The sequence below is a fragment of the Sorangiineae bacterium MSr12523 genome (assembly GCA_037157775.1).
GTDB classification, from domain to species: domain Bacteria; phylum Myxococcota_A; class Polyangia; order Polyangiales; family Polyangiaceae; genus Pendulispora; species Pendulispora brunnea.
Window position 1 is genome coordinate 256,600 of sequence record CP089982.1, and the last position, 20,846, is coordinate 277,445.

19 protein-coding genes are annotated in these 20,846 nt (G+C 63.2%); 9 read left to right on the forward strand and 10 right to left on the reverse strand.

Annotated features, from left to right (window positions below; translation table 11 throughout):
* Nucleotides 1-54: 54 nt before the first annotated feature.
* The 7 genes from LZC95_01075 to LZC95_01105 all read right to left on the reverse strand — a co-directional run bounded on the left by LZC95_01075 (nucleotide 55) and on the right by LZC95_01105 (nucleotide 7,376).
* On the reverse strand, nucleotides 55-555 hold the full coding sequence (locus tag LZC95_01075) for a hypothetical protein (protein ID WXA95433.1): 501 nt from the start codon (nucleotides 553-555) through the stop codon (nucleotides 55-57).
* A gap of 272 nt (nucleotides 556-827) precedes the next feature.
* Complete coding sequence (locus LZC95_01080) at nucleotides 828-1,706, reverse strand: STM4011 family radical SAM protein (GenBank protein WXA95434.1); 879 nt, start codon at nucleotides 1,704-1,706, stop codon at nucleotides 828-830.
* 10 nt (nucleotides 1,707-1,716) lie between these two features.
* Nucleotides 1,717-3,030 carry an STM4012 family radical SAM protein gene (locus LZC95_01085; GenBank protein WXB00293.1) on the reverse strand — a complete coding sequence of 438 codons (1,314 nt, stop codon included), beginning with the start codon at nucleotides 3,028-3,030 and terminating at the stop codon, nucleotides 1,717-1,719.
* 5 nt (nucleotides 3,031-3,035) lie between these two features.
* Nucleotides 3,036-3,833, reverse strand: a complete 798-nt coding sequence (locus LZC95_01090; protein WXA95435.1) for an STM4013/SEN3800 family hydrolase — start codon at nucleotides 3,831-3,833, stop codon at nucleotides 3,036-3,038.
* Nucleotides 3,821-4,921 (reverse strand): STM4014 family protein, encoded by a 1,101-nt coding sequence (locus tag LZC95_01095; protein ID WXA95436.1) that lies wholly within the window; start codon nucleotides 4,919-4,921, stop codon nucleotides 3,821-3,823. Before LZC95_01095 ends, LZC95_01090 begins: the two co-directional genes overlap by 13 nt.
* Nucleotides 4,890-5,816, reverse strand: a complete 927-nt coding sequence (locus LZC95_01100; GenBank protein WXA95437.1) for an STM4015 family protein — start codon at nucleotides 5,814-5,816, stop codon at nucleotides 4,890-4,892. The genes LZC95_01095 and LZC95_01100 overlap by 32 nt, the downstream gene beginning before the upstream one ends.
* A gap of 159 nt (nucleotides 5,817-5,975) precedes the next feature.
* A complete protein-coding gene (locus LZC95_01105) occupies nucleotides 5,976-7,376 on the reverse strand; it encodes a hypothetical protein (protein ID WXA95438.1) in 1,401 nt (466 codons plus the stop codon).
* Between the two features lie 914 nt (nucleotides 7,377-8,290).
* On the opposite strand from LZC95_01105, the gene LZC95_01110 reads away from it, so the two are divergent.
* From LZC95_01110 to lnt, 3 genes are read left to right on the forward strand one after another with little or no spacing between them, the layout of a single operon-like run.
* Nucleotides 8,291-9,379, forward strand: a complete 1,089-nt coding sequence (locus LZC95_01110) for an SGNH/GDSL hydrolase family protein (GenBank protein WXA95439.1) — start codon at nucleotides 8,291-8,293, stop codon at nucleotides 9,377-9,379.
* Nucleotides 9,380-9,425: 46 nt separating this feature from the next.
* Nucleotides 9,426-9,980 carry a hypothetical protein gene (locus tag LZC95_01115; GenBank protein WXA95440.1) on the forward strand — a complete coding sequence of 185 codons (555 nt, stop codon included), beginning with the start codon at nucleotides 9,426-9,428 and terminating at the stop codon, nucleotides 9,978-9,980.
* On the forward strand, nucleotides 9,977-11,662 hold the full coding sequence (gene lnt, locus LZC95_01120; protein WXA95441.1) for an apolipoprotein N-acyltransferase: 1,686 nt from the start codon (nucleotides 9,977-9,979) through the stop codon (nucleotides 11,660-11,662). The genes LZC95_01115 and lnt overlap by 4 nt, the downstream gene beginning before the upstream one ends.
* On the opposite strand, the gene LZC95_01125 is transcribed toward lnt, so the two are convergent.
* Complete coding sequence (locus LZC95_01125) at nucleotides 11,614-12,462, reverse strand: hypothetical protein (GenBank protein ID WXA95442.1); 849 nt, start codon at nucleotides 12,460-12,462, stop codon at nucleotides 11,614-11,616. The two genes, lnt and LZC95_01125, sit on opposite strands and share 49 nt — an antisense overlap.
* 315 nt (nucleotides 12,463-12,777) lie before the next feature.
* Between LZC95_01125 and LZC95_01130 the strand changes: the two genes are divergently transcribed.
* The gene (locus LZC95_01130; protein ID WXB00294.1) at nucleotides 12,778-15,474 is read left to right on the forward strand and encodes an AbfB domain-containing protein; all 2,697 of its coding nucleotides are present in this window, start codon (nucleotides 12,778-12,780) and stop codon (nucleotides 15,472-15,474) included.
* A gap of 105 nt (nucleotides 15,475-15,579) precedes the next feature.
* Here LZC95_01130 and LZC95_01135 read toward each other — a convergent pair whose 3' ends face one another.
* Nucleotides 15,580-16,983 carry a PLP-dependent aminotransferase family protein gene (locus LZC95_01135; protein WXA95443.1) on the reverse strand — a complete coding sequence of 468 codons (1,404 nt, stop codon included), beginning with the start codon at nucleotides 16,981-16,983 and terminating at the stop codon, nucleotides 15,580-15,582.
* 95 nt (nucleotides 16,984-17,078) lie between these two features.
* Here LZC95_01135 and LZC95_01140 point away from each other — a divergent pair, with 95 nt between their 5' ends.
* The 3 genes from LZC95_01140 to LZC95_01150 are packed head-to-tail and all read left to right on the forward strand — an operon-like array spanning nucleotide 17,079 to nucleotide 18,518.
* Nucleotides 17,079-17,543 (forward strand): 2,4'-dihydroxyacetophenone dioxygenase family protein, encoded by a 465-nt coding sequence (locus tag LZC95_01140; protein ID WXA95444.1) that lies wholly within the window; start codon nucleotides 17,079-17,081, stop codon nucleotides 17,541-17,543.
* A 13-nt stretch (nucleotides 17,544-17,556) separates the two neighbouring features.
* Nucleotides 17,557-17,919 (forward strand): DoxX family membrane protein, encoded by a 363-nt coding sequence (locus LZC95_01145; protein WXA95445.1) that lies wholly within the window; start codon nucleotides 17,557-17,559, stop codon nucleotides 17,917-17,919.
* Nucleotides 17,920-17,933: 14 nt separating this feature from the next.
* Nucleotides 17,934-18,518: a GNAT family N-acetyltransferase gene (locus LZC95_01150; GenBank protein WXA95446.1), complete on the forward strand. Its 585-nt coding sequence runs from the start codon at nucleotides 17,934-17,936 to the stop codon at nucleotides 18,516-18,518.
* Here LZC95_01150 and LZC95_01155 read toward each other — a convergent pair.
* Nucleotides 18,473-19,270, reverse strand: coding sequence for an alpha/beta hydrolase (locus tag LZC95_01155; GenBank protein ID WXA95447.1), 798 nt, complete (start codon nucleotides 19,268-19,270; stop codon nucleotides 18,473-18,475). The two genes, LZC95_01150 and LZC95_01155, sit on opposite strands and share 46 nt — an antisense overlap.
* A 76-nt stretch (nucleotides 19,271-19,346) precedes the next feature.
* Between LZC95_01155 and LZC95_01160 the strand changes: the two genes are divergently transcribed.
* Entirely contained in the window at nucleotides 19,347-20,240 is an 894-nt protein-coding gene (locus LZC95_01160; GenBank protein ID WXA95448.1) for a LysR family transcriptional regulator, read from the forward strand.
* Between the two features lie 189 nt (nucleotides 20,241-20,429).
* Entirely contained in the window at nucleotides 20,430-20,846 is a 417-nt protein-coding gene (locus LZC95_01165) for a response regulator (GenBank protein WXA95449.1), read from the forward strand.

The following is a 20,846-nucleotide window of genomic DNA, read 5'->3' on the forward strand; positions in this document are numbered from 1 at the left end:
CTCAACCCAGGCTCGCTTGCGAGCCGTCGCCTCCTTACGAGGCCGCTCTAGCCTTCACTTGGCGTAAAACGTCGTCGAGCGCTTCTCGCCCGTGCGCGTGATCAGGTTCGCCTCGAGTGCCTTCGCGGCGGCTTGACGGAACGGGATCTTCTCCAGTTTGAGCTGTGCGCGCAGCTCCTCGGAGCGAAGGCCCTTGGGATTGCGACGGAGAACGTCGACCAGACGATCAAGCGACGCATCGGCGCTCGCTCCGCCACGCTTGGCAGGACGACCGCGCTTTGCCACCACCGGCTCGATCTTCGTTGCAGTTTTGCGAGGCCGACCGGGCGATCGGCGGGCAGCGCCCCCCGCATCTCCATTCAGAATCTCCTCGAGCGAGGCAGAACGTGCAGCCTGAAGGAGGCCTTCGGCGAAATTCTCGGCGAGCTGACGGATAGCGGCTTGAAGATTTTTTGACATACGTTTTGAGTAATTCATTTCTACATTCCGAGTCCATTCAAACAGGCGCTTGGGCTCGCAGTTTTCTACGACGCCATCGCCCCTCGTGCCGAGCATTGTATCCGGACACGCGCAATCCATCGCGAAATCCAGGCAAATTACCGTTGCATTATGGTCCGTCAATTCCCCTGGCCAAACCCGTTACCAGGTAGGATGGACCATGGTGGTGTTGGAGTTAGATGATCATCGTCATCTTTCTTGATTGTCAGTTGTCGTCCGTGACCAGGCGCGCGCACGAATCCGTTGCACGATTTACGAGGTGACGATGTCGTTTCGGTAGAAGATTACGCGACGACAATTCGTGGCGGTCGGACTGTGCAGATTTCGCTCTATTTGGCGGCATTTGCTGCCCAATTTGCCGGGATACGTTCGAGGGCACCGTCGCCGAAGACCGTGTCGAGATCGAGGTGTTCGAGGTGAACGTAACCCGTATGGCACCGGCATACGGATTTGGGGCACGGTCGGGCGGACAAATGAGATTCGAAATCCCCGGTGTAGAGGTTGCCCAGCGGTTCGTCGACGAAGTGACAGCGTCGGACGGTCCCATCACCGTCCACGGCAATGACCGAGGAGCCGGTTCGGCATGCGCGGCCGCGACTTCGATGATTGGTCACATTGATACCGAAAAGAGGGTCGACCGCGGTGATGCGCGCGATGTCCGCTGAATCGTAATACCGGCCGAGCTCCTTGACGGCGTTGACCCAAAGGTAAACCTCGGGCGGCAATTGATTTCGCAGATTTTCGATCAGCGGGAGATGTTCTTTCACGCCGACAGCGCCAATGCTAAAGCGGACTCCCCTATCGACGAGGGTGCGGCAGCGGGCCAAAAAGGCCTCCGAGCGCACCTCCGTGGGGTGGTATGTCACCCAAAGGGCGAGGCTTGAAAGGTTACAAGCAGGCAACCAATCGAGCGAAAAGGAGAGGTTCGTTTGGATGGCCACGCGCCGGACGTGTCCCAGATGCGACAATGTGGCGAGCGCATCACGGTAAGCAGCGTGAACCAATGCTTCTCCCCATGGGGTGAAGAAAATGGAGAGCCCGTGCTCGCGTTGCGTGCACCATGCAACGAACCGCCGGAGTGCGCGGCGATCCCCTTCCAACTCGGCGGCGGATTCGTGACGTTTGGCGAATGGGCAATAGGTGCAGCCGTAGTTGCAGCTCGATAGCGGACCGCGGTACAAGATGGTCAGATGGGCGAGGCTCGTCATCGGAGTACCGTCATCTAAGTACATAGAGTGCCATTCTGGAGCGCACTTCCGCGGAGGCGAGCCAGGGCCCAATGGCGTCGGATAGGTCGATACCCGCACGGGTGAGACGGTGTCCGGCCATGAGGCGCTCGGCCAGTGCATTGGCGACGAGCTCGGCGAGCTCGGGAAAGTCCTGCTCCGCGTCGCTCCCGAATCGCGCGGTATAAGCCCGGGCATCGAGGCCATCGGCGAGAAGGGAGAGGATGACGAAGCGACGCCGTTGCTCGCGGTCGTTCAAAACGAAGCCGTAGTCGGTCGAGGAGAACGAGGCATCGGAGCGGGCGACGTAGGCTTCGAGGATCTCCTGCACCCCGCGAGCCCCGACGGCGTATTCATCGGAGTAGTGGAGTCGGGTGGTGTAGGAGCGGGCACCGCACCCAAGGCCGACCATGCCGTCGGTTTGGCAGCAATACACGGGGCCTCCGAGCGAGGGCGCACGGCGCGCGCGAAACATGCGCATGGAGATGCGCTCGTAACCTGCGCTGGCGAGGAATGCGCAGCCATGGCGATAGAGGGAAAGCCGGGTGTCGTCCGGATCCATACCGCCGCGGCGGTCCAATCCGGTGCGGGCGCGCACGTAAAGAGGATAGAGGTAGATTTCCTCGGGGTGGTATTCGAGGGCGGCCCGGAGATTGGCCTCGAAGGAAACGTGGGTTTGGCCGGGAATGCCGTACATCAAATCGATGTTCAAAATCGGGAATTGCGCCGCGCGGATGCGCTCGAGGGCGCCTCGTACGATGGTGGCACGCTGCGGGCGAAGTAGGTCTTTCGCCTCGGTGTCGAGAAACGATTGAACCCCGATGCTGATGCGGTCGACACCGCGCTCGCGCAAGACACCGAGCCGCTCGCGGGTGGCCGTCTCCGGTGATGTTTCCGCAGACGTGGGAATGCCGGCCCGAGCCCCCATGGTGTGCTCCATGACATCGAAGATGCGATGGAGCGCCGGCGGGTCGAGGTAGGTCGGGGTGCCGCCTCCGATGGCACGGCGGGCATAGTGCATGGGGCCAATGGCCTCGCGCACGCGAACGGCCTGGCGTTCCAACGTGGAGAGATAGGCGGTGATGAGCTCCGCCTGGGGCCGCGCGCGCGTGAAAAGATTGCAAAAGCCGCAGCGCATCTCGCAAAAAGGAATATGCACGTAGAGAAAGCCTGCATCGCGCGGCTCGGAGGCCCATGCGGCATCGAGGGCGATGGGCTCGGGCAAGATGCGGTAAGCCGTCTTGTGCGGGTAGGCGTACACGTAACTCTGGTACGGATTGCGGAGGAATCGTTCGGCGAGGGTCATGGCCATCACGGCAGGAGCACCTCCGCGTAGGGAACCGTCCACACCGACGGATGTGCGATGCGATGGCCACGGTAGCCGTCGTCGCCGTAGGCGGTACCATGGTCGGACATGAAGACGACGAGCGTGGGCCCGCGCCGTTCGAGAATGGCCATGAGCTCGGGGAGATGCGTATCCACGTATTCCAATGCGGCGCCGTGCGTCTCGATGGAATCGACGCGAGCGCCGGGCAGGTAATAATGATTGGGCCGATGAATGGCCGATACGTTGAGAAAGAGCAACCGGCGCCGATCGGGCGGGAGGTCACGCGTGAGGCGATCGACGAGTGCGATTTGATGCTCGAACGAGCGACGCTCGCCCACATGGAAGGCGCGCGACCAGTGGCTTTCGGCGAAAAGGCCGGGAAGGACGCTCCCGAGGGGGTTCTCCTTGCTGAAGAAGCCGACGCCCCCGATGCACACGGTATGGTATCCGCGGGCGGCGAGCCCCGAAACGATATCCGGGCCGTCGAGCACGCACGTATCGGGACCGATGGTTTCGCTGCGTGCGAATCGAAGTGCGAAGAGGCGTGTGTGCCGGCCAGGGCGCGCGGGGGTAGGGAAAAACCCGGCGAAGATGGCATGGTGCGCGGCATAGGTGAACGAGCCGGGCGAGTGCCGTTCTTCCCAGCCCCCGGGCCCGAGTCGTGCGGCGAAGTTCGGTGTGCGGCCGGCGGATAGCGCACGGCTGGCGACATCGTAGCGGAGCGTATCCAACGTCACGAAGACGATGTCGTGGGTGCCCACGATGGAGTTCATGTTGAGCATGGGGCCATCTCCGCGAGCTGCGCCTCGTAGGGATCTTCACCGTCGTGCAGGGCACCGCGAAGCAAGTCGCCAAAGGCATTCATTTCGAGCACGGCCATGCGGCGCGGATCCGGCTCCACCAAGAGATCGACGCCGATGGCGAGGCTTCGTGGAAATGCCTTTGCCGCCTTTTCCGCGATGGCGAGCGCGCGCGCCCATGCCAAGTCGCCCATTTTGGCGCGCAATCGATCCGTGTCGGCGCGGCGGCCGCCGATATGCAAATTGGTAATGGGGCCGTGGCCAGCCCGCGCGACGACATGGCGTGCCCGCCCGGCGATGACCAGGATGCGCAAATCGACGGGGCGATTGTCCAGGCCGATTTTGGGCAGCCATGCCTCGACGTGGAGGCCTTCGCGGGCGAGGGCTCCGTAGATGGCCGCGAGGGCACGCACATCGCGATAAAAGAGGAGGCGCTTCGAATTGTACAATTTGGAACCGACGCGCTCCACGGTGGTGAGGGCATGAACGCCGCGCGCATCGGCGTGAAGCGCGACGACGCCGCTGGCGCTCGAGCCATGCGCAAGCTTGAGAAAGACGCGTGGAATCGACTGCGCGCGCATCATTTCGAGAAGCGCCTCCAGCGAATCGGGCGCAGCGAATGCCGGCGGCACGGGAACCGCGTGCGACTCCAAGCGACGATGGCAATCGCGCTTGTCGAACATGCAGCCGATGTCGGATGGATTTCCCATGGTGCGGCCCACGGGAAGCACGGGGGTCACGCTTTGCAGAACGCGGCACAATCCGAGGTACCATGTGCGGACGTGCCGCAATCGCCCGCGCTCGAAGGCGAGGGGTTCGTCGTGGCCTCCGGCGCGCACCAAGGCTGCAAAGGATTCGAAGCTCGAACCAGGCGACTCGATGCGGACCAAGGTGCCCGCGTGCACAGCGAGTGCCTCGGGACCGCGCTCGCTCAGCTCACGGTAAGAAACGACGGTGGCTGCTGGCCATCCGCGGCGGTGCACGGCGGCTTGAAAGCGCTCGACGCGCTCGTCCCCTGGGCTGCCGAGAACAATGCAGTCATTCCGAGACAGCGCAGTACCGATATTCATCGTCCTCGGTGCCGTGCTTCCCATCGTGAAGATCGACCAGCACCGGCCTGAGGGCGGCGAGCTTGGCTTGCACGTCGGGCGAGATATAATGATGATGCAAATCGAGCCGCTCGAGCCGGCTAACATGGGCGCTGGCGAGGAGCGCTTTCGCGCCTTCGTCCGCCAAGGCCCCCAGCGACAAATCGACCACGCGGAGCCGCGAAAGAATGGGCGCCGTGGCCACGGCCGCCGCGACCGAATCGGCCGATTGGGCATTGCGCAGACCGAGGTAGCGCAACTTGGGAAAACGTGAACCATCGAGAATGGGCGCGAGGTCCTGCACTTTGGCGTCGCCGCCGTAACTCTCCGAGCCAAGCCACAGCTCGAGGTGATCGAGCTCCGGAAGATCGGCCGCGCCGACGGCACACACAACGTCTCGCGGCAGGCCACCGGCCTCGAGGACCAGGCGCGTGAGGCCGGTATGGGCGAGCGACGAAAAGCGCAATCCGCCCCCACCGCGCACGCGCAGCTCGCGAAGGCGCGGATACGCCGCGAGGAGTGGCGCGATGTCGCTTTGCTGAATCCAGGATATCTCTTGTTCGTCGAAGGTAATCTCGCCGAGAAAAATCGCTGCCAGTTTGGGCAATCGCGGTGCGGCTTCGACCAGCGCCGCGACCACGCCGGACGAATCTTCCGAGCTGTCGAAATCCCATGGGCCAATGACCAACGCCTCGATATGCACCGATCCCGGCGTGTCGAGCAATGCCTCCAGCAGGTCGGACAATTTCTTTCCCTCCTGCTGCTCGTCGTAATCGATGGCAATGCGCAGCGCATTGGCAGCGTCGAGCGGCTCCCCGGGCTGAAAAGGGACGACCGGTTTCCCGTAGAAGTCGGTGACGTGCTCGCGGATGGTCATGATTGCCGAGGTTATCACGCGCCGAAACAATAAAAAAAGAGCAAGTCGGAGGGCACCGACTTGCTCTTCACGGAGAATTCACCATCGCGGGGTGACGCGATGGTGGTGAACTACGGTTGGGTCTCCGGCCTGGTGGGCCGGAGACCCAATGGGTGGCGATTACTTCACGCTGAAGCTTGCCACGTCCTTCAACGAGGTCGACGCCACCGAGATCAGGTCGACGACGGCATTGGCTTGGGCGCTGGTTGCACCGGCTGCCGTCAGTTTGGCGATACCGGACGCCTTCAAGTTGGTCGACGCCTTCGCATACGCCTTCACCACCAGACCCAGGGCCGCATCCAGATCCGCCGCGGCCTTGGCGCTACCATCGACATTCAGCTTGGCCACTGCCCAGAGTGCCGCCTTGAGGTCGGCGTCCAATTTGGCATTTGCATCGACCGAGGCGTCGACCACGGCGGCCAGAGCCAGGTTGATGCCGCCGACCGCATTCACCAGCAAGCCGATGACGCCTTTGACGTCAGCCGACAAGCTACCGCTCAACGAGCCGGTGATGGCCGTAGCGAAGTCGAGGTGCGCCTTGACGATCGCGTCCAAGCTCGTCGACGCCGAGATGGCGGCCACGAGGTTCGCCGAGGCCTTCAGCGCCAGATTCAATGTCGCATCGAAGTGGACATCTCCTGGGCTGCCGCATCCGCACGAGTGGACGATATCGCTCAGCAACTTCGCCGACAGGCTTGCCTCGAGGGCATACGCCGACTTGAGGGTCGTGAAGACCGCGGCCTTGACGTCGACCGCCCCGGTGAGCGCCGCTTTGAGCGATGCATCCAGTGTGGCGCGGAAGGCGAGGTTCGCCGCCGCGTGGACGCGCGCCCTCAGTTCCGCCGACAGATCCGCCGAAGCATCGAGGGCGGCATCCAGGCTCGCGAACAATGTCGCGGAGAGGTTGATCACCGCGTTGATGGTGCCGCCGATACCGATGCCACCACCACCGCCGCCACCGCCACCGCCGCCACCGCCGCATCCGCAACCCCGGGCATCCATGGTCCGGTTGACGGCTTGCACTGCATCGCGGGTCATCGCCTCGAGGCTATTGATGTCCAGCTTGATGCCGCTTTGCGTTAGCGAAATCAGCTCCGTGCGATGGGCGACGAAGGCTGCCTTGGCCACGGCATGAATGACGGCATGAAGGTCGGCCCCGGCTGCCACCGCCACGGCGACGGCCGCGGAGATGTCAGCATCCAGCATGGCCTTGACATAGGCGGCTGCGTGGGCGCTCAGTGCCGCGGAGCCCTTCAGGGTCGCAGCGATATCGATCAATGCCTTGGCCTGAACGGACGATTGTGTCGAGATCGGTGCGGCGAAGAAGATCTTGCCCGCGGACTTGAAGGTCCCCTCCAAGATGGAGGAACCGATGACTTTGCCCGTAGCGTCGAGTGCCTCGACGACGAGCAAATTGCTGTTGAATGGGATCTTCATCGAGAAGGAGCCATCGCCCTTCATGACGCCTTCGACGAGTGTGCTCAATGCGCCGGTCGCAGCATCGATTTGCGAAATTCGCATTGCTCGTGTCAGATCTACGGTCCTCGCGCCTGCGAGTCCCCAATCCGTGCTACCGTTACCTTCGTTGGTTACGTGTCCCGTTACGACGGAAAGAGCGGAATCCTCAGTTTGGGTATTCTCTGCCCCGCCCATCTGACTGTCGTCTGATCCAGATCCTGCTGAGCAGCCGGCCGCCACCATTGTGCCGATAACCAGTGCCACCAGGCTCCACTTCGAAGAAACCTTCTTCATGAGTTCGCTCCATCAATACAACTGGGCGTTTTGTTTTCGTATCAGAGGGTTAGTATGTGAGGGTCGAATCGCGTAACTGCGCAAAATTGCCACACGCGCCGTTACGACATCGACTCAGTATTGCCACGAATACGGATACGCACGCCGCCTCCTCACTGCAGTGCCGAGGTGCATTGCAGTCACTTCATGCGTTTTATGATGTCGTGACTCGAGCGATAATCGCTCGCGCTGTGGGGTACTGTATTTTCTTCTATGCCAGTGCGGAGCCTCCCCTGGGAAAAACACGCCCCTGCCAGGCGAGCTGCGCGCGAGACCGTTGCGGCCAATTCAACGCAAAAGCGACATTTAGGATGCCAGGGGCGACAGTGTGGATACTTATTTCTGCAAATAGGAATTCGTGGCCCTCCTTATTAAGGAGAGGCGAGGGGCGGAGGGCGCGGGTCCACGGCGGCGCTGAATTCTTGCAGCTGCATCGACCGGAGCACGAGCGGATGACGCGTCTGAAGCGCGTTGGTGACAATACTGCTGCGGCGCGTCGGCTCATCGGCCAAACGGGACACGCGCAATCCAGTGTTTCGCCTTGACGGAAAGGCCGCGTTCGCATCCCCTGGCGCTCCGTGCATGCCGCACGAGGAGTTTCGCAGCGTCGCCTACTGCCTACGCAAAAGGAGACAGAGATCGCCGTGAACGCCAAAACCTTTCGCTATTGGACCCACATCGTATTGACGCTTGGTTTGCTTCTGTTCAGCGGCGAAGCCATGGCCAATACGATCACACAGAATTCCTCGTGGACGATCGATCGTCCCAATACGTCGACCAAGTACCAGGTGGTCGCGTATGGCGATTCGATTTACGCGGGTTACCAAGGAAGCCTTTCCGACGTTTCCAAGCGCGCGGCCACCTGGGTGCAGGGAGAGTACCTCTCCAATGCATGGGGGACCGACATCGACGTGATCCGCCGGACCAAGTCCGGTGCCAGGGCCGACGATATCTACAACAACAAGATCGTCGGCGAGAAGTCGTACATGCAATCGTCTTCGGCCAAGGTGGTGGCCTTCGAGATGTGCGGCAACGACTTCCTGCAGGCGCGCAGCAACTTCGCCGGCCAGTCGGGAACCTGTGACCTCAGCGTGATCGACAACGCGCTCACCCAGTGCACGAAGTACCAAGAGCTGGCCATGCAGGCCATCAATCAGTATGCGACGGCGGCCAAGGTCAAGATGATCATGAACATCTATTACCCTGGCTACGATTCCGACAATGGGCAGTCGTCGTGCACGGTGAATGGGGCGACCATCAACAAGCGCGACCGCTTCTTGCCCTACCTCGCGCGCAGCAACTGGCGCGCGTGTGACTTTGCACGCAAGTACGGCTTCAAATGTGTCGACTCGTTCGCCGAGTTCATGGGCGCCGATTACGACTCGAACAACGACGGGCAGATCGACTCGCAGGCGCTGCGCTGGTCGGCCACGGAGACGGAGGACCAGTACGTGGCCCGCATCACCACGACCTTGAAGTCGACGTTGCGGGACGCGAACGGCCACCTTGCCGATCCGAGCACCAGCTACGACTATTTGCTGTCGGACAACACGCACCCGACGTTCTCGGGCCCGACGATCTACGTCGGCTTCTTCGGCGGCACGGGCACCGGGTCGGGTGCGCCGGATTACTCGGGGAGCCAGATCGTCAATGGCAAGAATCCCATTTACAACAAGTATGGCCACGAGCGCGCCGGCTGGGCGCATTCGTTGTTGAACCCTGCAAGCCCGTAATTCGTCCCCTCGCAAGGCGCGCCGGCGCTCGGTCGATCGCGATGGCGTGATCGAAACCGAGCTGCCGCGCGCCGGCATGTCTCGCTGGCCGTGGCTGCTGGCCGCGTGTGCCTTGGCGGGTCTCGTGGTCGCGCTCGTGTGGCGGCGCGGTGGCGAGAGGCCGCCGCCCACGGAGGTGGCCGCATCGCCGAGTTCGGAGGCGGTGGCGCGATGGCGCGCGAATCATGGAGGAGCGATGCCCGCGCAGCCTGAATCGACCGCAGAGGAGCCCGCGCAGGAGGACGCCGAGGCCGCGCGACCTCGCGAAGGGATTGCCGCGTTTCCCCCGCCGGGGACGAAGCGCATCAAGGTTGGATTGGTGGTGCCGGAGGACTTCCCGCTTCCAAATGGGTACATGCGGCATTACCAAACGACGGACAAAGGCGAAATGCTTCGCGCGATTTTGATGTTTCACCCGGATTACAAACCCACCGATTCGCACGGGAATCCGATTCCCATTCCGGAAGATCGCATCGTGCCGCCGGAGCTGGCGCCGCCGGGGATGCCCATGGAGCGGCTCGAAGTGCCCGAGGACGCGTACGCCGACGCCGGGGTGCGATGAAGATCGCAATCGGGGCCGCATTGTCCGCGGTGTTGCTGGCGCTGTATGCCCAGGTGTCGGGCGCATGGTTCGTATTGGGTTTCGTGGCCCTCGTCCCGTGGCTGCTCGCGCTGAATCGCGTGCGCTCGCTCTGGGAAGCCCTCGGCGGGGGTCTGGCCATGAGCGTGACGATGTCCGTGGCCGTGTTCTCGTGGCTACCCGCGACGCTCGAGCGGTATGCAGGGACAACGTCGTCGGTGTGGCCGTGGCTTCTTTTGGTGATGGCAGCTCCGCTTCTGCAGCCGCAGTTTCTGACGTTTGCGGTGGTGCGGTATCTAAATCGGAAAGCACGACCCTCGAACGGAGAAGAAGAACCGCCAAGACGCCAAGGATTCATGAACCTCAAACCCTTGGCGTTCTTGGCGTCTTGGCGGTTCCCCTCTTCCCTGCGCAAAATGCTCGCGGATCGGGTGGGCCCGGCGCGGTGCGTGCTGGCGGCGGCGGCTGCGTACGTGGCGACGGAGCTTTTGGCGAGCAAGCTGTTGTTCGACACCCTCGGTTTGGGGCTTTATCCGTCGCGATATTTGCGGCAGGGGGCCGATTTGGTTGGCGTGCACGGGCTCACGTGGATGTTGCTGCTCGTGAACGAGGCCGTGGCCGCGGTCATGGCACGAAAGGCGGAGGCTCGCCCGTACGTGGTCGCCGCGCTTGGCCTGATCGGCTTGGACTTGGGATACGGGTGGCTGCGCTGTGCGCAGTTGCGGGATGGGGGGCCGGCGACCGTCGTCGGCGTGGTGCAGGCCAATATTACGAATTACGACAAGCTGCGGGCCGACCGCGGGGCGTTCGAGGCGGTGCGGTACATCCTCGACGAACATTATGCGCTATCCGACGACCTTCGACGGAATGCGAATCCCGACTTGATCGTGTGGCCCGAGACCGTTTACCCCACGACATTTGGCTCGCCCAAAAGCGAGGCGGGGCAGGCCTTCGATACGGAGATTCTCGCGTTTGCGGCGGGGCGGGGAACGCCGGTCGTCTTCGGGGCCTACGATGCTTCCGCGGGCCACGAATACAATGCCGCTTTTTTCGTCGAGGCTGCGTCGCAGAAGCCCGTGCGGGCTTATCGCAAAAGCTTGCTCTTTCCGTTCACGGAACGCGTGCCGCCGTTGCTCGATTCCGAGTGGCTTCGCGCGCGCCTCCCATGGGTCGGGCATTGGGATACGGGGCCCGGGCCCGACGTCGTGAGCATGGCTCTGCGCGATGGCCGTCGGCTATCGGCGCTTCCTCTCATTTGCTACGATGCGCTTTCCACGACGTTCGTGGCCCAGGCGGCGCAGCGCGGGGCAGATCTCATCGTCACCCTCTCGAATGACTCGTGGTTCCCCGACGAACGCGCGCCGCGCCTGCACCTGGTGTCGGCCGCATTTCGCAGCATCGAAACGCGATTGCCGCAGGTCCGCTCGACCAACTCGGGGATTTCCGCGGTCATCTCGCCCGCGGGCGATTGGCTCGCCACGGCTGGCTGGAACGAGCGCCGCATCGTGACCGCGAGCCTCCCCACGGGCGCGCACGCGTGGGCCCCCGCCGTCCTGCTCTCACCGTGGCTCGCGCCTCTCCTGGCCTCATGGGCATTGCTCGAGCTGCTCGCGACTCAATTGAGCAAACGCAACGCGACCAACGCCGGAATCAGAACGAAATAAGCAAATTGGCATAGGCCTTCGCCGATCTTGCGCAGGAGGCCTGCGCGGGCGGCGAAAAGCCAGGTGGCAGCGAACACGGTGGGTTCGACCACGAGGCGCACCACGCTGGCGTAGAGCACGAGGTAGCTCGCCGACGCGGCCCAATACGTGACGAACGATTCCACGTACGGTCGGAGCCCTTGAAGGTAGTACTGGCCAAAGGCGCCCCCGAACATGATGTATTGGTCGAGTCGAAAAAGAATCACCGCGAGGACCAGCGGAAATACTCCCCATTTCGCCAAAGCCACGGCGCGATGATGCCAGGTGTATTTCCACTTGGCATCCGCGTACGCGATCACGGGTGACCTCAAGGCCGGGCGCGCGGCCTCGATATAGGGGAACAACGCGGATAGCAGGGCACCCGGCTCGTTCACCAGGAGCCGATACCGAAAAAGGTGACCCGACCGCATATCCAGCCCGAGCCCTGGCCACGGAAGAGGGATTACGAGCGGTCGAAAGGCTTTTATCGATGCGATCGGTATCTCCAGGCGGCTCCGACGCAATGATAGGATGATATGCGTATCATTCGTCTCGAAGGTCCCCTCGAGCGCGCGTCTCACCCGTGCGACGATGATCCATGGCACGCCGGAGAAGAAGAGGAGCCCCATGGCCACCGCGCGAGGCGGCGCCGTTTGCGTGCCCTCGATGACATCGGTCACGATGTGCTCGACCAAATAGAGCGCGTTCGCGACGGCCACCACCTGCAGCGCGATCGATACAGCGCGCACGATGCGCGGTATGGCGCTTATTTCGAATTTCACGTTCGCCTCCCGTTTCTTGGTCGGAAATGCATGCAGGCGAAGGGAAAATAAACCATAGTGCCTCGCGGCCAGAGCCAACTCGCATCATGGATTGATGACAACGTTGTCTGTCGGTAAATTTGCACCAGGTTCACTGTCTCGGCAATCGCCTTTCCAGGAGGGATGACCATGACGTTGTGCCGTTCACACGTAGCTCGAACTGCAAAACGATATGCACGTTTTGCACGATTCGTCCTGCCTATCGGGACGTTCTTTGGCGCAATGGGCTGTTCCGACAGTGCGCCGGTATCGACATCGGGCGAAGCGCAACCTTCTATTGCTTCAACGATACAGGCTGCACCGCTGACCACTCCGTGGACATCGGATGTTTCGCCCGACAATGCCCTGCCCGAGTATCCAAGACCGCAGTTGGTTCGAAGCAATTGGCAGAACCTCAACGGGCAATGGCAATTTGCCCGGGCGGCCGCGGGGGAGGCTGCGCCCGTCGGACGCGATTTGGCGGAGCGCGTCTTGGTGCCCTATCCCATCGAATCTGCGCTTTCCGGAATTCAGCGGCACGAAGATCGAATGTGGTATCGCCGCACGTTTACCGTTCCGTCGAATTGGGCAGGCCAGCGCATTCAACTGAACTTCGACGCGGTCGATTGGCAAGCCACCGTGTACGTGAACGGCGTTCGCGTGGGCGTGCACGAGGGCGGCTACGACGCCTTCTCCTTCGATGTCACCGATCAACTCCGCGCAGGCTCCAACGAGATCATCGTCGGGGTGTACGATCCCACGGACGCGGGCGGTCAGCCCATTGGCAAACAGCGCCTGTCGCCGAGCGGCATCTGGTACACGGCGGCCTCGGGCATTTGGCAGACGGTGTGGCTCGAGCCCACTGCGCCGGCGCACATCACGCGGCTCGAGGCGACGCCGGACGTGGCGCAGCAGCGGTTGAAGCTCACCGTGCGGGGTACGGGGATTTCCGGCCAGACCGTGCAAGCCGTGGTGACCGATGGCGGCGCCGAGGTCGCGCGTGCGAATGGTGCGGTGGATGCCGAGATTTCCCTGCCGGTGCCCAATCCCAAACTTTGGTCGCCGGATCGGCCGTTTCTGTACGATCTCACCGTGTCCCTGGTGTCTCCCAACGGCACCGTCGATCGGGTGACGAGCTATTTCGGCATGCGATCCATCGCCTTGGCCACCGTCGATGGGGTGCTCCGGCCGGTGCTCAATGGTCAATTCGTCTTTCAAATTGGCACCCTCGACCAAGGGTACTGGCCCGACGGCATCTACACCGCCCCGACGGACGCGGCGTTGAAGTTCGATATTCAGCAGCACAAGGATTTCGGCTTCAACACGATTCGCAAGCACATCAAGGTGGAGCGTCCGCGTTGGTTCTATTGGGCGGACAAGCTCGGCATCTTGGTCTGGCAGGACATGCCGGCGATGAACACCGTGGCGCCGTCGGATGCGGCCAAGGCGCAGTTCGAGCGGGAGCTCCGCGAGATGATCGACGAGCACCGCAACGCGCCGTCGGTGATCACGTGGGTGGTGCAGAACGAAGGATGGGGCCAATACGATCAAGCGCGCCTGGCCAATCTGGTCAAACAGCTCGACCCGACCCGGCTCGTGGACAACATGAGCGGCATCAATTGCTGCGGCGCCGTCGATGGCGGCAATGGCGATTTGGCCGATTGGCACACGTACGTGGGGCCCTCCTCGCCGCGCCCATCGGCGACCCGCGCGGCGGTTCTCGGAGAGTACGGAGGCCTGGGGCTGCGCGTGGAAGGCCACGAGTGGAGCCCCGGAAATGGCTTTAGTTACGAGATGCAGCCCAACGCCGCCGCCTTGAACGACCGCTACATCGGCTTGATTCAGATGAATGCGTCGTTGATGAAGTTCACGGGGCTGAGCGCGGCCATCTACACGGAAATTACGGACGTCGAAAACGAGATCAACGGCCTGGTGACCTACGACCGCCGCGTGATCAAAGTGGATACGGCGCGCATCCGTGCCGCGCACGAAGGCTTGATCCGCGCCTCGCGCGATCGAAACTCCGGCGAAGGCCCCGGGGGGATCCGCTCGGGGCAGCCTCGCTCGTTGCAGGTGACCACCGCCGGTCTGACGAACCGCTACCTGCGCCACCGCGATGGGCTCGTGTACACGGACGTCGTGACCGATGCCGATGGCGATCTGCCCAAGCGCGATGCCTCGTTCAAGGTCGTGCGCGGCCTCGCACGCGACGCGTGCTATTCGTTCGAGTCGCGCAATTTTCCCGGGCACTATCTGCGTCATCGGGGCGCACGCCTCTACAAAGATGCGCGCGATGGGACATCGGGGTTCGATGCCGATGCGACATTTTGCGCGAAGGCGGGGCTCTCGGGCACCGGCGTGTCGCTCGAGTCGTACAACGAGCCGGGGAAGCATTTGCGCCACTTCAATGCGGAGGTGTACATCGCCAGCAATGGCGGGCCCAATGCGTGGGACACCTCGGCCAACTATACCGCGGATGCGACCTGGAACCTGGTCGACCCATGGTGGAGAAGCTCGGCGGACCTGCCGCTGGGCGCGAACGAGTCCTTCCGCGTGATGACCACGGGCTTCACCAATCGGTACATTCGGCACCGCGACGGCTTGGGCTTCACCGAGGTGGTCGATGGCAATAGCCCGACGTTGCTGAAGCAGGATGCCACCTTCAAAGTGGTACGCGGCCTTGCGAACCCCACGTGCTACTCGCTGGAGTCGCGCAATTTCCCCGGGCAATACCTGCGCCACAAGAACTACCGCATTTACAAAGAGGCCCGCGACAACACCCCCTTGTTCGACGCCGACGCCACCTTCTGCGCCCAAGCCGACGTGGGCGGCCCCGGCGTCGTCCTGGAGTCGTACAACATGAAGGAGCACTACATCCGGCACATCAATGGCGAATTGTGGATGGCCCACCCCGGCGGCACCAATTCATGGGACAACCCCGAACTGCTCGGCGTGGACATCTACTGGAACGTCTCTCCACCCTGGGCGCCCTAATCTTCTACATCAGCGAGCGCGATCCTGGAACAGCGTCACGAAGAGAAGAAGAAACCGCCGTTCTTGGCGGTTTCCTTCTTCATAGTCGAGAATCGTGCTCACCATTTAGCGTAATACCTTCTTCAAAATCCGAAACGCTTGCTCCAGTTTTTCGGGAGGGCTGTTGCCATAACCGAAGGTGAGGCCCGGGCGGATGGATTCGACGGAGAACTTTGCTAGGCCCGAGATGTTCAAGCCGGCATCCAGGGCGCGGGTGCAGAGGGTGCGTTCGTCCCATGAGTCGTGAAGTTCGGCGGCGAGGTGGAGGCCGGCGTCGATGGCAATCAGCTTTCCCAAGGTGCGACCGGGGCCGGCGAACCAGTCGACGATGAATTGATGGCGCGCGCGGTAGAGTTTGCGCGTGCGGCGCAGGTGGCGGTCCATGCTGCCGTCGTCGAGGAAGCGCGCCAGGGTGCGCTGGAGAATCGCCGGGGAGTGGCAGTCGAGAAGGGCGCGCACGCTGGCCAAGGTGGAGGCGACTTCGCGGGGGGCGACGACGAAGCCCGTGCGAAGCGACGGGGATAGCGACTTGGAAAACGAGCCGATGTAGAGGACGCGCGCGCCCGTATCGAGTCGCTGCATCGGCTCGAGCGGGCGATCGCTGAAGCGGAATTCGCTGTCGTAATCGTCCTCCAGAATGAAGGCGCCGGTGGCCTGTGCCCAATCGAGCAAGAGGCGCCGGCGCACCAACGACAACACCGAACCGAGCGGAAACTGGTGCGATGGCGTCACGTAAACGAGCCGCGCGCGGGGAGGCAGCGACTCCACGACCAGGCCATGGTGGTCGGCCTGCACCGGAACGACCTTCACACCCCGCAATTCGGCCAATTGCCGAAAGGGCGGATAGCCCGGATCCTCGACGGCCACGGTATCGCCCGGCCGCGCCAGCGCGCTCAGAACGAGGTCGAACGCTTGCTGCGCGCCCGCCGTGACGACCACTTCCTCCGGCGCCGCGCGAACGCCGCGCGAGCGATGGATCCATGTCGCGATGGCCCTGCGCAGCGAAGGCTCGCCCGCCGCGTCACCATATTGCGTGCCCCCGTGCGTGCGGAGCTCGCGCATGGCGCGCCACGTTTGCGTGCGAAATTCCGTGTACGGAAAGGACTCCGCGTCGGGCACGCCGAGCTCCATTTGCATGGCGGCCGGCTCGTTCGGCGGTGCAGGGGACGCCGGCGCATGGCGACCGCGAAGCAACGGGGGCGTGACGCGCTGCAATTGGCTGCGGCGCGCCGGCAGGGTGACACGCGTGCCCGCCGCGCTCGCGCCCTCGAGAAAGCCCTCTGCGACGAGGTAGCCGTAGGCAGTCGTGACGGTGAAGCGCGAAATCGCCAATTGCTTGGCCAGCTCGCGCGACGGCGGCAACCGGTCCCCCGGCCGAATGCGTCCCTCCGCAATGGCCTGGCGAATCTGCTCGTAAAGAGCCCTGGCCAGGCCCCGCCGGTGATCGTCCGCGTTCAGATAGAAGTCCACTTGGTCTGGTCAAATTAACGCATTTTTGGTCATCGACCAAGTCCAAGCGGATCACTAAAACAAGGGCTGCAACATTGAACTGGGAGCCAAGAGTCATGAACAAGAAGACCAACGCCCGTCGTGAGACGAAGCCCCTGGACACCACGGAGTTGGACTGGGTGCCCATCGTTCCCGGCCTCTCCTTCAAGCCCATCACGTACTTTCCCGACAACTCCGGCTGGCAGCTGCTCCTGCGGCTCGAGCCCGGCACCGTGGTTCCGCCGCATCGCCATACCGGCGAGGTGCACGCGTTCAATGTGCAAGGTTCGCGTTACCTCATCAACACGAAGGAAGTCATTGGCCCCGGCACCTACGTTTACGAGCCGCCGGGCAACTGCGACACCTGGAGGCAGCATGGCGACGAGGCGTGCGTCGTGCACATAGAGGTGAATGGATCCATCGAATACATCGACGAGAAGGGCAACGTGACCCGCGTGTCCGATGCGCGCGAGAGCCAGACAATGTACCTCGAATGGTGTGAGAAACATGGACAGCCCGCACGTGTTGCAACGTACCTCTAAGGCGCAGCTACCCGTGCTCTACGCACGCGTGGCGCTCGGTCTGGCCTTTCTTTCGCCGGTGGCGAGCCGATTGGGGCTTTTGGGCAATGGCTCGAACTTCAAGAAGTTCATCGAGTTCACCGCCGAGGTGAACTCCTTCATGCCCGCGGCCACCATCCCTTTTCTCGCCGTCGCCGCCACCATTTGCGAGGCCTCGTTCGGGATTTCGCTCATCGTGGGATTTCGCCTGCGCTGGGTGGCCTTCGGGTCGGCGGGGTTGCTCGCTGTTTTCGGTACGGCCATGGCCATCTCCCTCGGCGTCAAATCGCCGCTCGACTATTCCGTTTTTTCGGCATCGGCCGCGGCCCTTCTCCTCGCGCAAACGCAGCCGCGGTAGCTTACGATGGGTGCATGAACCCTGCCTTGATCGACTTGCCGGAGGCGATCGAAACGCCGCGCCTGTACATTCGCCGCCCTTTGCCGGGTGATGGTCCGGTGCTCAATGCCAGCATCATCGAAACGTGGGAGTCGCTCCAAGCGACGATGAACTGGGCGCAGGAGCGACCGACGGTGGAGGAATCGGAGACCCGGGTGCGGCACCAATGTGCCGCGTTCATGACGAGGACGGATTTGCCCATGCTCGTCTTTCTCTCGGATCGGCGCACGCACGTGGGCTGCACGGGCCTTCATCGCATGGATTGGGACGTGCCCCGATTCGAAATTGGCTATTGGGTGCGCAGCTCGTTCGAGGGGCAGGGGTACGTCACGGAGACCGTGCGCGCACTCACCGACTTTGCCATGGGTACGCTCGGAGCGCAGCGCGTGGAGATTCGTTGTAGCCACCGCAACACGCGCAGCCAGCGGGTGGCCGAGCGCTGCGGCTTCACCTTGGAGGGGCGCTTACGCAACGATGCGCGCGAGCCCGACGGTGAGCTGCGCGACACATTGATCTATGCCAAAATCGCGGAGGCGAGTCGCGCCGGCGCGTCCACGTGAGCGAGGTGGCGCTGCCCCTCGAGGCGAACCAGTCGGGCACCGGGGATCGACTCGGCCAGGGCCACCGCCGACGGGCCGAAGGGCTCGTGCCCCTCATTGAGCGCGCCGAGCAGCACGCGCGGTGGCACCCGTAGCGAGCTCCAATCGGGCGAACGGGGCAACGCGCGCTCCGTTGCCGCAATTTCCGCAATGGCCGCGCGCACGAATCGAAGCTGCGATTGCCATAGCCCCGAGGCGCGGTAGGCGGGGAGGAGCTCGGGCGGGGTCGGCGAGATCTCCGTGACCAGGACCAACATGGCACCCTCGAGATCGCCGCGCGCGGCCAGGGCCTGCGCCTTGGCGAGCGGCGGGCCACCGAAGGAGCGAGGATCGAGCAGCGGCTCGTACACCACGAGGCGCCCGAGGTCCTCGCGCTGCATGGCCGCGTGCAGCGCGATGACGCCGCCATAGCTGTGGCCCACGAGGCACGCTCCAGGGCCCACCTCGTCGAGAATGCAGCGCAAATCATGTACTTCCGTTCGAAGATCGTAGTCCGGGCCCAGAGGACCGCTCGGTGCGCGGCCGCGGCGGTGGGGGACCACCACCCGGCGACCCCGTTGGGCCAGCGCTCCGGCGACCTCGTCCCATTGGCACGCGTCGGCCAGAACGCCGTGGACGATCACCACGGCGGGCCCATGACCTTGGATGCGCTGGACCAACGGCGTTCCGTCCGCCGCCTCGAGCACCCGTTCGACGATGCGGTTCGTGTTCATGGGCATCATGGATAAGGGACGCGCCATTCGCGGGTAGGGGATGCGCCGGCACACGGGTTGTGCCTAAAATTCGGAAATGACCATCCTGCGTGATCCTTTGGCCGGATTGAGCGCGTTCGTGCGCAGCGTCGAGGCGGGAAGCTTCAGCGCCGCCGCGCGCATGCTCGGAGCGACACCGTCGGCGGTCAGCAAGGCCGTCGCCCGGCTGGAGGCCGAGGTGGGTGTCCGGCTTTTGCATCGCACCACGCGCGCAGTGCATCTCACCCCGGAGGGCCAAGCGTTGTACGAGCGCGGCTCGCGCATCGTGCTCGAGGCGTGCGACGTGCGCAAAGAGCTCTCCGAGGCCACCGGCGTGCGCGGTCCCCTTCGCGTGACCGCACCGGTCGATCTGGGGCAGCCGTGGCTCGCCCCGCGCATCGTCGAATTCCTGGAGCGATTCCCCGACGTGCGCGTCGAGTTGAGCCTCACGAATCGATTCGTCGACCTCGTCGAGGAGCGCTTCGACGTGGGCCTTCGCCTCGGCCCCGTGCGCGATCCTCGTCTCGTGCGTCGAAAGCTCGGGCCCACCGGCGCCATTGTCTGTGCCTCACCCGCTTACCTCCGCAAACGGGGCACGCCGCGCCGACTCGACGACCTGGCCCATCACGCGACGCTTGCGTATACGCGCAATGGGAAATCCACGCCGTGGCGATTCGTCGATCGCGACGTCGATGTCCAGCCCGGACCCTTTGGCTCCGACGACAACGTGGCTCTGCTGACCGCCGCACTCGCCGGACTGGGCATCGCGCGTCTTCCCACCTACGTTGCTGCGCCCGAGATCGAGCGCGGCCGCCTCCGTGTGCTGTTCCCCGATCGGCTGATGCAGGGTCCCACGGCGTCCGTCATCTACCCGGAGCAGCGTTATCCACTCGCTCGCCTTCGTGCCTTCATTGATTTCATTTCGACCGCCTTCATCAAGACGCCGCCCTGACGTTTGCCGAAATGCGTTATGTGCCGGGGCGCCACAAGAGCGGATTTGACCCAATCCGCCGTGGGCGAAAACGCGAAAAACCTGCGCCGATAGACCAATCGCTCCGTGGCTTCGGTCCTGCAAATCAGCTCTGCTTCTCTACATTTGGAAGAGAGGTGATCCGTGGATTCCCGTGTGATTAGCACAGCCATGCGAAAAGCAAACTCTTCGCCCCGCTCCCATCCGAGCAAGCTGCACGTTCTCGTCGTCGATGACGATCCGTCCAACCTCGAAGCGCTGCGACTGGTTCTCCAACGAGGTGGCTCGCGCATCACGACGGCCTCGAGCGCCGCCGAGGCCATGGAGGTCTTCGAGCAAGAAACCCCCGACGTTCTGCTCTCGGACATCGGAATGCCTGGTGAGAGTGGATACGATCTCATTCGAAAAGTGCGCGAGCTGCCCAAAGAACGAGGTGGCGACATTCCCGCCGCGGCGCTCACGGCCTATGCCGAGCCAGAAGACCGCGAAGACGCGCTGCGCTCGGGCTTCATGATGCACATTCCGAAGCCCGTCGATCCCGTCGAGTTGCTCACGCTCGTTTCCGAGCTTGCGCGCATGGCGGCGTAG